The sequence below is a fragment of the Flagellimonas sp. genome (assembly GCF_965233845.1).
In the GTDB taxonomy this organism is placed as follows: Bacteria; Bacteroidota; Bacteroidia; order Flavobacteriales; family Flavobacteriaceae; genus Flagellimonas.
In genome coordinates, this window is record NZ_OZ247584.1 from 1,841,051 (window position 1) to 1,855,743 (window position 14,693).

Below are 14,693 nucleotides of genomic sequence, written 5' to 3' on the forward strand. Positions count from 1 at the left end.
CCTAATTTTGTAAGGTTTGATATTTTGGAACCTTTAATCCATATTTTCCGTTGGAGATAGAAAAAGCCGTTAGCAAAAAAAACTTATACGATTACCAACAAGAAGATCTAAAAAAGATTTTCAAACACATCAATGAGCTGCCTCAAGGCACTAATATCCTGTACCAATTACCTACGGGAGGAGGGAAGACCGTGGTCTTTTCCGAAATTACCCGAAAATACACCCAGGAAACGGGTAAAAAGGTCATTGTACTCACGCATAGAATCGAGTTGAGCGGACAAACTTCCAAAATGTTGCACGGCTTTGGTGTGGCCAATAAAATTATCAACAGCGAAGTAAAGGAGCTCTATGATCAAGATGAGTATATGTGCTTTGTGGCCATGGTGGAGACCCTAAATAATCGACTTCAAGAAGAGAAGGTAAAGCTGAACAACATTGGATTGGTGATTATAGATGAGGCGCACTACAACTCCTTCAGAAAACTCTTTAAATATTTTGAGGAATCTACCATTCTGGGGGTAACGGCTACGCCTTTAAGTTCCAATATCAAACTTCCCATGAAGGACAATTACAAGCATCTGATCATTGGGGAGTCCATAAAATCCTTGATTGAAAAAAGGTTTTTGGCCAAGGCCAATCTCTATAATTATGATGTAAGTCTCCGTACCTTAAAGCTTGGTATAAACGGGGACTATACCGTAAAATCGTCCGATGAGTTTTACGGCAACCATAGCATGCTTGGCAAGTTGCTGACAGCTTACGAGGATGTGGCCAAGGGAACCAAGACGCTGATTTTCAATAACGGTATCAGCACTTCCCTTTATGTGTATGAAACCTTTAAAAAGGCGGGGTACAACATCCGACATCTGGATAACAAGAATACGGCCAACGAAAGGCGTGAAATCCTGGATTGGTTTGCCAACACCCCAGAAGCGATTTTAACCTCGGTAAGTATCTTGACCACAGGTTTCGATGAACCTTCGGTGCAATCCATCATCCTGAACAGGGCAACCCGATCACTAACCTTGTATTTCCAAATGATCGGTAGGGGGTCTCGAATCCTGGAAAATAAGGATGAGTTTTCTGTAATTGACTTGGGGAACAATATTGCCCGTTTTGGGCCATGGGATGCCCCTGTGGATTGGCAGGAAATTTTCCACTTTCCTGATTTCTATCTGGAGAACATCAAGAATGACGAGGACATTGAACGGGAATTTGTGTATGAAATGCCCGAGGAGCTAAAGGCCAAATTCAGTAAATCGGAAATTATCACTTTCGACATCAAAGAAGAGTACAAAAAGGTCTTTGCCCAAGGAAAAAAATCCAAGGAAGTATTGGAAATGAGCATTGAGCAGCATGCCAATATCTGTGTGGAAAACAGTGAAGATGTCTTTGATGCCCGAATTTTGGCCAAGGAACTCAAGGAGGAAATTGCGTATAGGGTAAGACAATATTCCTACTGCATCATGAACAATACCAAGAACTACAAGGAGTGGCTGGAAGAAGATTACGAGCGAAAACTCCGCTCCAGCATTTCCAAGAAATTTGCGGCACTTATGTAGATATCAGATGTTAGACTTGAGACAATAGATATTAGATTTGAGATAGCAGATATTAGATTTGAGATAGTAGATATTAGATGTTAGACTTGAGAATATGGATATTAGATTTTTTCCCATAGTAAACATCCAACAGCCTACCCTTTACTATTAACCGAATAACCGTTAACCTTTAACTCTTATCACATTAATAGTCCACTTGAGGGTGCAATTTACCAGCCCGTTATTGTACATTGCCAATTGTTAATTGATCATTGTTACTGAACAAAGTGAACAAAATCCTCATTATAGGACACGTATGGCCTGAGCCCACGACCACGGCAGCAGGGAAGCGGATGTTGCAATTGATCAACGCGTTTTTGGAGTTTGGATATGATGTGACTTTTGGTTGTGTGGCGGCTAGGACAGCATTTAGCTTGGATTTGGAGACAATTGGAGTTAGGCAGGTTGCATTTCAACTGAACCATGCCAGTTTTGATGATTTTATCCAGGAACTAAGGCCGAGCGTAGTGGTTTTTGACCGCTTCATGACGGAGGAACAATTTGGATGGCGGGTAGCTGAGTTTGCGCCTGAAGCGGTAAGGGTACTCAACACCGAAGACCTTCATTCATTGCGAAAGTTCCGGGAAGAATGTTTTAAAAAAGGGGAGGAATTCAAGGAGGGGTATTGGAAAAATCATCCCATGACCTTGCGGGAGATGGCCAGTATTTACCGCTCAGATTTAACGCTTATGATTTCCGCCTTTGAAATGCAACTATTGACTCACGAGGCCAATGTTCCTGAAAATCTCTTAAAATATCTCCCTTTTATGCTGAATGCGCCCAGGGAGGAGGAACTGGCATCTTGGCCGAATTTTGACCAGCGAAGGGATTTTGTATGTGTGGGCAACGGAAAACACCCTCCCAATGTGGAAGCCATAAAAACTTTGAAAAAAACCATTTGGCCCATTGTCCATCAGAGCTTGCCTGAAGCGAAACTTTGTATTTATGGAGCCTATTTGCCACAGCAGGTATTGGAAATGCACAATCCCAAAGAAGGTTTTGTTGTTAAGCGCTGGGTAGAAGATTTGGATGCAGCACTCCAGAGTTCTAGAGTGCTCTTGGCACCCATACAATTTGGAGCAGGCACCAAAGGAAAATTGGTAGATGCCATGTTGAATGGCACGCCTTCCGTGACCACACCCATAGGAGCGGAGGGTATACATGGCGATCTTGCCTGGTCCGGGGCCATATGCACAGATTGGCAAAGTTTTTCCCAATCGGCCATAGAGCTATATACAGACACATCTAAATGGCAAGATGCCCAAAATCAAGGATTGGAAATACTCACAAATCAATTTCCAAAATCCAAAATCCAAAGTTCGCTAAAAAAGGATTTAGAAGAAGTACAGAAGCATTTGGAACAGCATCGTAGCGACAACCTCATAGGGAGAATGCTACAACAACAAGGTTTGGCCGCTGCCAAGTATATGGGGAAGTGGATAGAGGAGAAAAACAAGAAATAGGGATGAAGCCCTACCTTAACCACGTGTTGGAATTTTTCCGCGTATTGTAATTGACCAGGTTTGATGGATAGTTGATCCAATCCACCTGTTTTATGATTTTACCGGACTCGTTTAAGGTAAGCAGCGTGGTAAAATGCATGGCTTCAAATTCTGTATCGCCCCATTTGAATGGGGTAAAGTAACCACTAACAACAACTCTATTGTCATCAACCGTTATCTCCTTAACCACCAAACTACTTTCTTCAACAAGTTCAAAGTCTGGATTGGACCAATCAAAAAAACTCCTTAGTGCCTGTTTGCCCTCAATTCGGTCTCCATTAATGATATCTTCCAAAACCGCAGTATCATTATAAAAGTCCAAAAAGCGCTCAAAATCTTGGCGTTTGTTGAACACTTTGAAAAATTCCGCAACTATTTCTTTGTTGGGATTCGGTTCCTCAGTTTGGCATGAACTCAATGGAATATTCAATACCATTATAAGCCAAAAGAAAAGATGCATGCTATTCTTCATAATCAGGATTTAAGGTTGATGGAATGGGCGCATCGGTGCTTTCCCACCATAGTTTAAGTTGCTCCAGTAGTTCTTCGGCTTTTTCAGGATACTCCAATACAAGATTACGTTGCTCTCCAATATCTTCTTTTAGGTTGTAGAGCTCCATTCCCTGGTCTTCAAAGTAGTAGTGCAGTTTCCAATCCCCGTCCCGAATCACCGAACCTGGACGTGTTCGAAATAGAGGATCCCGATTCTCATTATTGTCAACATCATACGCCTGTAAATAAATGGGGAAGTGCCAGTACAACTCCCTTTCCAGTTGCCCCTCGGAACCGTATAAAATGGGCAATACATTGGTTCCGTCAAGAGATTGCTCCTGGTAATCGATACCTGCAGCCTCCAGAAGAGTAGGGAACAGGTCCAGATTAGTGATGGGCACATCATTTTTAGTGTTAGGCTGAATCCTATCCTTCCAAATAAAAAAGAAAGGTTCCCGGATACCTCCTTCGTAGTAACTGCCTTTGCCCGCTCGTAAGGGTTTTTGTTGGGTAATTCCATACAATCCCCCATTATCTGAGGTAAAAACTATAAGCGTATGCTTAAAATGATCTTTTTCCTTGAGTTTTGATAGGAGCAAACCTATGTTCCTATCCAAGTTTTCCACCATGGTGGCATAAGCCGGATTGTATTGCCCATGGGTTGCTGATTTGTTTTCATATTTACCTAGTAAGGCCGTTATTGGTTGGATGGGTGTATGAACGGCATAAGGGGAATAGTATAAAAAGAAAGGTCCACTTACTGAATCCACAAAAGCTACCGTTTGTTCCATGACCAAGTCCGTTAGATGCTCACTTTTCCCAGTCTCAATTTTTACATTTTTGTAGGGCGGATAGTAACTGCTGGGATGCCCATTGTGCCCACCACCAATATTTTTATCGAAACCAAAATCCAAAGGGTTATCACTTAAGTGCCATTTGCCGGCATGGCATGTAGTATACCCGTTTTGTTGTAAAATCTGTGGAAAAACAGTATGCTCATTAGCTAGGGTAGTTGTGTTTTTAGTCGGGATAAGTTTTCGATGTTTGGGGTTTCCCCTTTCTGAACTGGCTACGGTATAAATACCATGCCTAGTAGTCCATTGCCCCGTCATTAAACAGGCGCGGCTAGGAGCGCAGTTGGCCGCGGATGCATAGCCATTGGTAAAAACCATGCCCTGTTGGGCCAAAGCATCCAGATTGGGAGTCTCGTAATATTCCGAGCCCATAAAACCCACATCCTTCCATCCCATATCGTCAATATTGATCAATACGATGTTTGGCTGGATTGGGGCATTTTCTTTTTGGGAACAAGAGCAAATGAACCCTGCCAAAAATACCAAGAGAAGTGACTTCATTTTCATGGACGTGATATTAGTCCATATTTTGAAGAAAGCAAAACCTACAACCAGAATAATTCTTGCTTGCCTTGTGCTAAGAATTCATTCACTTAATGGAAAAAGTTCGCAACAAGCCCTTGGAAGTGGGGTTGGGAACTTCGGAGATGAGTACATAGCTTCCGGGGTCCAACTGGACGGTAAAATATCCTGTACGACCTGCAGGCATATCATTTACCCCGCCCAAAAAGGTGAGCCCTTTGGGTGCTGGCTCTATGAGCCCGGTAGGACTGGCCCAGTTCATCCAGTTTTCCAATTCTTCCATATTGGCATCTTTTCCAAGCTTAACCAGATTAATGTCATGACCCACAAAATTTTCATGTACCATCTGATCCACAAAATGTACCGAAAAGGTTTGGAGTCCGCCCACAATGGAATCCTTTGTAAAAATACCTGTGGTACTGGAGATGCTCAAGTTGATATTGGCCTTTAGTTCCTGGTTTCCCGATTTTTGTTCCGAGACCACCAAATCCTTCGTCATACCCATAGAGGTATGGAAAATGCCGTTGCCCATTTTTACATAGCACTCCAAAATGTAATTGCCTGGCTCTAGATATAGTGTGGTCTCTGCAGTTTTACCAGGTGACAGTAATCCCGTACCCCCAAGAAATTCCACCTCACTGAACCACTCTGGTAATTGGCCAAAGGTCTCCATGGCCTCATCTGTTTTACCCTCAGTGATGAGCTTCATCCCAGCATCAAATATGGGGCCTATCACTTTTTCTGCATCCTCGGCAGTTTTACCTGGAGGGTATTTATCCACAAGGATAAAATGGGTCTGTGGGGATAAATTTTTGTACCGAAAAGTATTCCACCCCGAGTTTATGGTGTCTGCCATTTGAAAGTCCATGTTCTCCGTAATGACCTCCACTACCTTTTCCATCTCTGAAGGATCGGCAGATGTTTTCTTCTCTGGTTTACAGGACAGACAAAAGAGGGCTAGGGACACCAACAATAATGAAAGTACCCTATGGGTTCCCATGCCATTTAATAACGTTTTCATGACATCCTTTTTAGTGGTCTGAAGTAGCGACAAGCCTGGTTTTCGGACCAAACATTTAAAAACTAGGGGAACTGTAAGGGATTGCTTACTAAGATACTAAATTTAGCAGACAAAACACTAATATTTAGCAAGTTAAGTTGGGTGATTAAAGGCCAAGCGTTGGTAAATGCTTTACTTTATGATAGTTAAGTGTAGCCTGTATACATGCCTTTAATTCTTCTGTAGGTAGCGCGGCATCAATAGGCAACAAAATAGCCCGATTTCCCTCAAATGCGAAGTCATTGGCAAAAACCAATCTGAAGGTATGCACCAATTTACTGGTGCATTGAAAGTAAAGTGCGTATTGATTTGGGGTCTTGGGTTTCCAATCCATCCGAAGGGTGCTTCCCTGTTTGGTCACAAAACTGGGTTCGCCCCATTTAAGGGTTTCCCCCAATCTAGTAATGGTCTCAGATGCTCTCGCGGTTTCCAGCACCAACGTCCTTAATGCCTGCATCTTGGGCTTAACCACTTCAGGATATGATTCCATTTTAGCTTCAAATTCCGGATGGGTTGACACTAGTAATTTGGCCATGGTTTTGACTTTTGATCCTACCACTAATTTCGGTGATTTTATCGAAATCCGGGCAATTCAAAAAAAAATGACCAAAGTAGGCTACAACAGGGTTGCCTAAAAAGTTCGTCCCGTGCTATTATTTGATAGGCTTTATATAGTGTACCAACACCTCTTCTTTACTATACCCCATTTTTTCATGGAATTGTTGGGCATTGGTATTCCAAAGCCAAGTATCCGAGCCTATTTCGGTGCAACCTTTAGTTCTGGCCCAAGCTTCCGCCTGTTCAAAGAGTTGTCTGGCCAAACCATGTTTTCTATACGACTCCTTTACATAAACCATGTCCACATAGCCCACAGGAGAAGTTGTAGATCCTTCAACGTAATCAACCCGCAGGGAGGTGCTCACAAAACCTACGGCAAGGTCAGAATCCTTGGCCATAAAAGTCTGCTGATTTGATTTTTTAAGAATGGATTTCAAACCTCTTTCAATCCTTTCGACAGGATAATCCTTAAACAGTTTTAAGGTCATATCTTTCCAATCCTGATAATCCTGTTCTTGGTAGGTGGTAATGGTAAAAGCACTCATTTGATTATAAAGATGAACAATCCAATATCATGGTCGGAAACCATTTAGAATGATTACAATTTTTCCTTTGTGTTTTCCTTCACCAAAATATTGGACCAGCCTTGGAATGTCCTCAAGGGAATAAGGGCCATCAATGGTAGGTTTTAGTTTGTTTTGAACATATAGTTCTCCAATCCGTTCCAATCCCAAATTGGCTTTAAGCGCCAATATCTGATATTTTTTTTTGCTTAGTTTGGATAAAATCCCACCCAAAATTAACAGGAGAACGAGACGGCCCAACTTGCCACCAATGGAAATGTATTTTCCGTTGGGTTTTAACGCCCTTCTATAGGCGAATGCAGACTGGCGGGTTTTACAGTCCAGAATAACATCGTAGCGGCTTCCGGTTTTGGTAAAGTTTTCTTTTTGGTAATCCAGGACATGATCAAACCCTAGTTGTAGCATGGCTTCCAATTTATCACCAGAATCTACGCCCGTAACTTCGCAGTTTTTAAGTTTGGCCAGCTGAAGTCCAAGAGTACCAACCCCACCGCCACCTCCGTTGATCAAGACTTTCTGCCCTTCTTTTAAGTTTACCTTATCAAAGGCCTGTAAGGCCAACAAGGAGGCATGGGGGAGGGCAGAAGCTTGCCCAAAACCCATTTTGGGCGGTATTTTCCTGATTGCATCGGGAGAAAGGCAGATGTATTCTGCAAAACTCCCAAAATTATGTTCGGAAATATCCCCAAAGACCCTGTCTCCAATGTTAAAGTCTTTTACCTGCTCCCCAACTTTGGAAATCACACCCGCCAATTCCATTCCCGGAACATTCTTTTTGGGTTTGAGGAGGCCAAACATTAAACGATACAAATAGGGCTTACCTGTGGCCACGGCCCAATCGTAATCATTGATGGTGGTGGCTTTTATATTGATTTGAACTTCATTTGCTTTGGGCAGCGGAGTCTGCACCTCCTGAAGTTGGAGTACTCTTTCGGGGTGACCATAGGAAGTTTGAACAATAGCTTTCATGGTATACGAAGATGAGAAATTTTACACCAATCCAAAAACCATTGACAAACAACAAAATTGGGAAGCGTATATTTTAAGGAAAGATGGTATGTCAGTGAGATGTCACGTTCAATGACAATTTTTTTAATCTATTTATCTTTGGGCAAATCTTTATTGAATGACGAATACACCGAACTGGCAGACTGCCATCGAATTTGAAGATATAACCTATAAAAAGTGCGATGGCGTCGCCCGTATCGCCTTTAACCGCCCCAATGTTAGGAATGCCTTTAGGCCCAAGACTACAAGTGAGCTGTACCAAGCATTTTATGATGCCCAAGAAGATACCTCCATTGGGGTTGTGTTACTTTCTGCAGAAGGTCCATCAACCAAGGATGGAAAATGGGCATTTTGCAGCGGTGGTGATCAAAAAGCCAGGGGACACCAAGGATATGTGGGAGAAGATGGATATCACAGACTGAACATTTTGGAAGTACAGCGGCTTATTCGTTTTATGCCCAAGGTGGTGATTGCCGTGGTGCCTGGTTGGGCCGTTGGTGGGGGACATAGTCTTCACGTAGTCTGCGATATGAGCTTGGCCAGTAAGGAACATGCCATTTTTAAACAAACCGATGCTGATGTGACCAGTTTTGACGGAGGCTACGGTTCGGCATATTTGGCCAAAATGGTAGGTCAGAAAAAGGCCCGTGAGATTTTCTTTTTGGGTAGAAATTACTCTGCACAGGAAGCTTATGAAATGGGAATGGTTAATGCAGTTGTTCCGCATGACGAATTGGAATCCACCGCCTATGAGTGGGCCCAGGAGGTTTTGGCCAAGTCCCCAACGTCCATTAAAATGCTCAAATTTGCCATGAACCTGACAGATGATGGCATGGTTGGGCAGCAAGTATTTGCCGGGGAAGCCACTCGTTTAGCCTATATGACGGAAGAGGCCAAAGAGGGCAGAAACGCGTTTTTGGAAAAACGAAAGCCCAATTTTGGTAAGAATAATTGGATTCCTTAGACCTACTACCCAAAAATCTTTATGAAGAAAAAGACAGCGGTTTTAATTCCGGATGCCGGAGCAGGGGTCTTTGACAGAATCCTGTATTGCCTAGCTCAATCCAAGGGTATTGAAATCCATGTTATAGTAAATCAAAAAAAACAGTTTTATAAGCATTCCCGTTTCATCAAGAGCGTCACCATATGTCCATCAGAAACAACGAATGAAGAACTTGGGCAAAAAATAAACGATCTTTGCGCAAAGCTGGGAATTGACATCGTTCTTCCCATACAGGAAGGTTTAATTCACTTTTTATCTTCGAATAAACAGCGTTTACCCAAGAATGTAAAACTCGTTGATTTACCTCCGGCAAACTCCTTAAGTATAGTTACCAATAAAATTGCCTTTGCCAAGCATCTGGAGCACAATAACATACCGGCACCTCTTTCCTATGCAATCTCAGATTGCAAATTGCCGGATTATGAAAATTTTCGTTTTCCGCTCTTGTTTAAGCCACACGTGGTAACAGAAACCGGGATGGGGAAGGGGATAGTGCTTTTAAAGGAAAAGGGAGCACTGCAAAAGCTATGTAAAGAAGAAACCAATGATAGTGGGGAGTTTTTGTTTCAGGAGTACATAGCTGGATATGATATTGGCTGTGGGGTGCTATGCAAGGAAGGCGAGATAATTGCGCATACCATTCAAAAAGATATTCTGGGGGACAAACGCAATTTCGCACCGCCCAATGGGATACAAATAATGCATGACCCAGAAGTTTTATCCGTGGTTTCAGGCTTAATGAAATCATTGCATTGGAATGGGGTTGCCCAAATAGACTTGAGATATGACACTGTAAATGACAGAATTTTGGTCATAGAAGTCAATGGGCGCTATTGGTCAACCTTACTGGCGTCTTTGCGTGCTGGTGTCAATTTTCCTTATCTGGCAATTCAATCGGTATTGGGCAATGACCTGGGAGAAAGGCAATACAGCGAAATGAATTACTATAATCTTCGGGGATTTAAGTTCAAAATGCGGAAAAAGCCTTTGACCGTTTTGGCATTTAAACACATCTGGAATCATACGCCCATTCGGTATTTTCTTAAAGATCCAATGGTTTTGCTTGCAAAACTTATGAGCAAGGCAAATTCTGCTGTGTAGGGAGGTAGTGTATCAAACTAAAAAGAGCCTTGCCACTTGGGTCAAGACTCTTTTACGAGAACACTATATGAAAATGAAAAAATTTACTTACGTAATTATTACATGGTAAATGTACCACCAGTGTTCCCGGAAAGGAAATTATTGTTGTGAAGTGCCCTTTTGTTGTGGTTAGCCCTTCTTTTTAGCACATTTCCTCGATTTACTGCACGCTTTTTACGACAGCGGAAAGAAAACCATTAACATCAAACTCTGGTTCTTCTGCCAATCCTGTACGAACAACAACCAAGTCTTTGGATGGAATCATAAAAACATATTGTCCTTGATATCCATTGCAAGAAAACAAGTCCCTGGGTACATCGGGATACTTCCCTCCAGCATTCAACCAAAAATGCGCTCCGTACTGATCTTCGGAATGTATAGTGGGTTTGGTGATGTAATCCACCCAACCTTCATCAAAAATCTGCTCACCATTCCAATGCCCCTTGTCCAAATACAACTGACCAAACCGGCCCCAGTCCCTGGTATTGGCCCAGGAATAGGAAGAACCAACGTAATTCCCGGCAATATCCGCTTCCAAGACCATGGAATGCATCCCAATTTTGTCTATAAAAGCTTTATAGGGAAAGTCCAGGTATTCCTGATGGCTTCTAAATTGTTGCCGCAAAATCCCGGAGAGCAGGTTGGAAGTCCCCGAAGAGTAATTCCAAACCTCCGTAGGTGGAGCAACCAAGGGTTTTTCTCGTTGGGACAAGGTCATGTCACTTTCCAAGAACAACATTTTGGTTACATCCGAAATTTTGGAGTAGTCCTCATCCCATTCCAATCCACTTTGCATGCGCATCAGATGGTTCAAGGTAATTTCTTTGCGGTCGTCCTTTTCCCATTCGGTTATGGGAGCAGGCCAACTCATTTCCAATTTCCCCTGATGCTCTAAAACTCCATAGCAAGTGGCCAGCACGCTCTTGGTCATGGACCATCCCAAAATTGGGGTGTCCTTTGTAAAACCTTCTACATACTTTTCGGCTATCAAATGCCCTTTGTAGAGAATCAGCAGCGTTCTTGTTTTTTGAACCTCGGGATCACCAAAGGCCATGGCTATTGCTTGGTTGAGCTGGTCTTGGTCAATTTCAGAAAAAATTGAATCCAAGGGTGCTGCCTGCCCATAAGGATAAGGAGTGGTATCCTGATGTTGTATTCTGTTAGGTTTGAAGTTGGAGGCGTTTGGGTCAAAATCATCATTTACCAAGACTGTGCCCAAGCCTTCCCTATACACTGCTTTGCGCTCCATTAGCCCATATACCGAGGAACTGGCTGATTTTTCCTGCGTGTCCACCTCCGTATTGGCCAGTTTGATCAGGGGTACATTGTTGTCGTTTTGGGTAATGGAGGCTGCAGACCTTTCGGCCACAAACACACTAGATGCCATATTCTTGGATGCATAACCAGAGATAATGGTCAATTTGGGATAATTCAGGTACACAACTACACCAATCACTAGGAGTAGCAGTATCAAAATGCGCTTAAGTAGTTTCATGATTAAGATTTATCGTAAATTTCTGGAACTAAATATAAACATTTACTATATGTCCAACATAGGGATGATCATTGAAGAACGAAGTCGGGATATTGGGGACTTTTTGGTGGGGAGATTAATACCTTTCCGCAAGAAAAGAATGATTGGCCCCTTTATTTTTATTGATCATATGGGGCCTACAACGCTTGGGCCAACCAAATATATGGATGTGGACCAGCATCCTCATATAGGGCTTTCCACCTTGACCTATCTTTTTGATGGGGAAGTCATGCATCGGGATAGTATAGGCACGGAACAGCTGATCCAACCGGGTTCGGTAAATTGGATGACTGCAGGAAGTGGGGTGTCGCACACCGAACGTACTCCTTCGCATCTTAGAAATGGAAACACCTTTTTGGCCCAGGGATATCAGATTTGGGTAGCTTTGCCCCAACATTTGGAGGATATGGATCCCGTTTTTCACCATATTCCAAATAAGGAACTTCCCAAATGGACAGAGGGCTCGGCGGAATTTACTTTGGTTGCTGGAGAGGGCTATAATAAAAAGTCGCCAGTGCCCACCTATTCCCCCTTGTTTATGGTGGAAATAAAGACCAGTGAAACATTTGAGTTGAATGTAAATGGCAAGCTTAAGGGAGAAATCGGAATTTGCATTGATAAGGGTAGCATCGAAGCCTGCGGAGAACAAGTGGGGAAAGGCAACATTTTGGTGAGCAAGGTGGAAGACACCTGTAACATTGTGGTGGCCCCAGATTCTCATTTGTTGTTGTTTGGTGGGCAAGCCTTTCCTGAGGAAAGACATATCTATTGGAATTTTGTTTCCTCAAGCAAGGAGAAAATCAATGCTGCAAGAACAGCTTGGGCCAATAGAACCTTTCCCATGATGCCCAATGATAATACCTATGTACCCTTGCCCAAGCACGGGTTCTAAATTGCAAATCAAGCATAGTAAATGACCAGCATTCGAAAAGCGCTCCAGTTCACACCAATTTTGTTTTCAGCTTGTTTTATTTTTCATTCCTGCACCCCTGAAAAACCCAATAGGGAGGTGGTATTGTACCAACAGTACTGCGCCAGTTGCCATATGTTGCCCAAAATTGAACATTTACCCAAGGATATATGGAAAAATGGCGTGCTCCCCGATATGCTTTCGAGAATGGAAATTGAAGAAATGCATCGAGACCCATTCCAAGTGCAGTCAGGATTTCGCCCAAAAATTAAACTGGCGGATTGGATTTTGTTGGAAAACTATATTGTGGAAATGGCACCCGAAGAGCTGGAGCCCAATAAAATTACACCTTCTGAATTTCTGGATTCATTCGAACCAACAACCATTGCCTTGGATAATCAAAATGGGGCATTAATTTCCTATTTGGAGGCTTCAGAGAATGGAAATCAGATTTTCTATGGGGATATCCAGGGGCAGTTAAATGCCTATGACTTTAAAAGTCAAATTATTGACACCTTGTTTAATGGAAGTACACCCATAACCTGGTATAACCAGAGCGATTCCCTGGAAATCATTACTGAAGTGGGGATACTTGACCCCTCCGAGCAGGAACATGGCAAGCTCATTTCCAAAACAAATGGAGAGGTACATCCCATCAATCATGTGTTGCATAGACCTGTGCATACCCTAATGGAAGATTTAGACGGTGATGGCAAAGTTGAGATGGTGGTCAGCGAATTCGGTGACGAAACGGGAAAGTTATCCATCTTGATTCAAGAGCAATCGGGCAAATACCAAAAACAGACCTTGCTCAACCAGTCAGGTTGTATCCGTACCCTCTGCAAGGATATGGACAAGGACGGAAAGTTGGACCTAATTACCCTTACTTCCCAGGGAAACGAAAGTATTATGATACTGTATCAAACGGAAAATCTAAAGTTTAGGGCAGAAAAGGTGTTGGAGTTCAGCCCGGTATACGGAAGCAGTTGGTTTGAGCTGGTGGATTACAATAAGGACGGCTATGACGATATTATCACCGTTAATGGAGACAATGCGGACAAGTCCTATGTTCACAAGCCCTATCACGGTATGCGAATCCACCTAAATGATGGTACAAACTCATTTTCCGAAGCTTATTTTTATCCTTTGTATGGCGCTACCAGAGTGCTGGCCAGGGACTTTGATCACGATGGGGATTTGGATTTTGGGTTGATCAGTAGCTTTCCGGATTATGCAAATGCGCCGGAACTGTCTTTTGTTTATTTGGATAACCTGGATGCAGCTAATTTTGATTTTTCCACTAAAATTCTTGAAAAACCAAACGTAGGCCGCTGGTTCTTGATGGATACCTTGGATACGGATCAAGATGGAGATGAGGATATTGTTTTGAGTAGCTTTACCTATGTTTTCACCCCGGTTCCGGAAACATTGTCCAAACAATGGGAGGAAGACAACGTGGACCTGCTTATTCTAGAAAACAAACTGATTGAATAAATTCCGATACATATTAGGTATTTTAGGGGTCGTTGGATGTTATGGAGGTGGCCAAACCTTAAAGAAGGAAGCGGTCGTCGATAATTATCAATGGTATGGTCATGAAGTGGTTGTTTCCGCCTACAATTCTGTATCCTGGCAAACCGAAGGCAATCCCAATATTGCAGCTTGGGGCGACACCTTAAAACCGGGAATGAAATGCGTTGCGGTTTCAAGGGATTTGCTTAAAATTGGATTAAAACGCAACACCATGGTGTTGATAGATACTTTTCCAGATACATTTTATGTAAAAGATAAAATGCACAGAAGGTGGAAGAACAGGATTGATATTTACATGGGAAACGACATTGGAAAAGCAAGGGAATGGGGAAAACAACGCTTGAACATATGCTATGCCATAAGTGCAGATTCATCCAATCAAAATTAAAATT

At 42.7% G+C, this 14,693-nt stretch carries 14 protein-coding genes; 7 read left to right on the forward strand and 7 right to left on the reverse strand.

All coding sequences use genetic code 11. The features are described from left to right. The first annotated feature begins 50 nt into the window (after positions 1-50). Positions 51-1,562: a DEAD/DEAH box helicase gene (locus tag ACO6S0_RS08025; RefSeq protein ID WP_422351463.1), complete on the forward strand. Its 1,512-nt coding sequence runs from the start codon at positions 51-53 to the stop codon at positions 1,560-1,562. A gap of 266 nt (positions 1,563-1,828) precedes the next feature. Next, positions 1,829-3,064: a glycosyltransferase gene (locus tag ACO6S0_RS08030; protein WP_422351464.1), complete on the forward strand. Its 1,236-nt coding sequence runs from the start codon at positions 1,829-1,831 to the stop codon at positions 3,062-3,064. Positions 3,065-3,074: 10 nt separating this feature from the next. On the opposite strand, the gene ACO6S0_RS08035 is transcribed toward ACO6S0_RS08030, so the two are convergent. The 6 genes from ACO6S0_RS08035 to ACO6S0_RS08060 all read right to left on the reverse strand — a co-directional run bounded on the left by ACO6S0_RS08035 (position 3,075) and on the right by ACO6S0_RS08060 (position 8,142). Beyond that, positions 3,075-3,575: a nuclear transport factor 2 family protein gene (locus tag ACO6S0_RS08035; protein ID WP_422351465.1), complete on the reverse strand. Its 501-nt coding sequence runs from the start codon at positions 3,573-3,575 to the stop codon at positions 3,075-3,077. Further along, a complete protein-coding gene (locus ACO6S0_RS08040; protein ID WP_422351466.1) occupies positions 3,565-4,950 on the reverse strand; it encodes a sulfatase in 1,386 nt (461 codons plus the stop codon). The genes ACO6S0_RS08035 and ACO6S0_RS08040 overlap by 11 nt, the downstream gene beginning before the upstream one ends. An 88-nt stretch (positions 4,951-5,038) precedes the next feature. Continuing rightward, the gene (locus tag ACO6S0_RS08045; RefSeq protein ID WP_422351467.1) at positions 5,039-5,992 is read right to left on the reverse strand and encodes a hypothetical protein; all 954 of its coding nucleotides are present in this window, start codon (positions 5,990-5,992) and stop codon (positions 5,039-5,041) included. Positions 5,993-6,137: 145 nt separating this feature from the next. Beyond that, a complete protein-coding gene (locus ACO6S0_RS08050) occupies positions 6,138-6,566 on the reverse strand; it encodes a DUF1801 domain-containing protein (RefSeq protein WP_422351468.1) in 429 nt (142 codons plus the stop codon). A 118-nt stretch (positions 6,567-6,684) separates the two neighbouring features. Beyond that, complete coding sequence (gene aac(6'), locus ACO6S0_RS08055) at positions 6,685-7,134, reverse strand: aminoglycoside 6'-N-acetyltransferase (protein WP_422351469.1); 450 nt, start codon at positions 7,132-7,134, stop codon at positions 6,685-6,687. 27 nt (positions 7,135-7,161) lie between these two features. Beyond that, positions 7,162-8,142, reverse strand: coding sequence for an NAD(P)-dependent alcohol dehydrogenase (locus ACO6S0_RS08060; protein ID WP_422351470.1), 981 nt, complete (start codon positions 8,140-8,142; stop codon positions 7,162-7,164). A 157-nt stretch (positions 8,143-8,299) separates the two neighbouring features. On the opposite strand from ACO6S0_RS08060, the gene ACO6S0_RS08065 reads away from it, so the two are divergent. Continuing rightward, positions 8,300-9,145, forward strand: coding sequence for a 1,4-dihydroxy-2-naphthoyl-CoA synthase (locus tag ACO6S0_RS08065; RefSeq protein ID WP_422351471.1), 846 nt, complete (start codon positions 8,300-8,302; stop codon positions 9,143-9,145). Positions 9,146-9,166: 21 nt separating this feature from the next. Next, complete coding sequence (locus ACO6S0_RS08070) at positions 9,167-10,285, forward strand: ATP-grasp domain-containing protein (RefSeq protein WP_422351472.1); 1,119 nt, start codon at positions 9,167-9,169, stop codon at positions 10,283-10,285. A gap of 199 nt (positions 10,286-10,484) precedes the next feature. On the opposite strand, the gene ACO6S0_RS08075 is transcribed toward ACO6S0_RS08070, so the two are convergent. Then, complete coding sequence (locus ACO6S0_RS08075) at positions 10,485-11,819, reverse strand: serine hydrolase domain-containing protein (protein ID WP_422351473.1); 1,335 nt, start codon at positions 11,817-11,819, stop codon at positions 10,485-10,487. A 49-nt stretch (positions 11,820-11,868) separates the two neighbouring features. Between ACO6S0_RS08075 and ACO6S0_RS08080 the strand changes: the two genes are divergently transcribed. The 3 genes from ACO6S0_RS08080 to ACO6S0_RS08090 are packed head-to-tail and all read left to right on the forward strand — an operon-like array spanning position 11,869 to position 14,689. Then, a complete protein-coding gene (locus ACO6S0_RS08080; protein ID WP_422351474.1) occupies positions 11,869-12,750 on the forward strand; it encodes a pirin family protein in 882 nt (293 codons plus the stop codon). A 21-nt stretch (positions 12,751-12,771) separates the two neighbouring features. Then, positions 12,772-14,262 (forward strand): FG-GAP repeat domain-containing protein, encoded by a 1,491-nt coding sequence (locus ACO6S0_RS08085; protein WP_422351475.1) that lies wholly within the window; start codon positions 12,772-12,774, stop codon positions 14,260-14,262. Beyond that, positions 14,255-14,689: a 3D domain-containing protein gene (locus ACO6S0_RS08090; protein WP_422351476.1), complete on the forward strand. Its 435-nt coding sequence runs from the start codon at positions 14,255-14,257 to the stop codon at positions 14,687-14,689. The genes ACO6S0_RS08085 and ACO6S0_RS08090 overlap by 8 nt, the downstream gene beginning before the upstream one ends. Positions 14,690-14,693 lie beyond the last annotated feature (4 nt).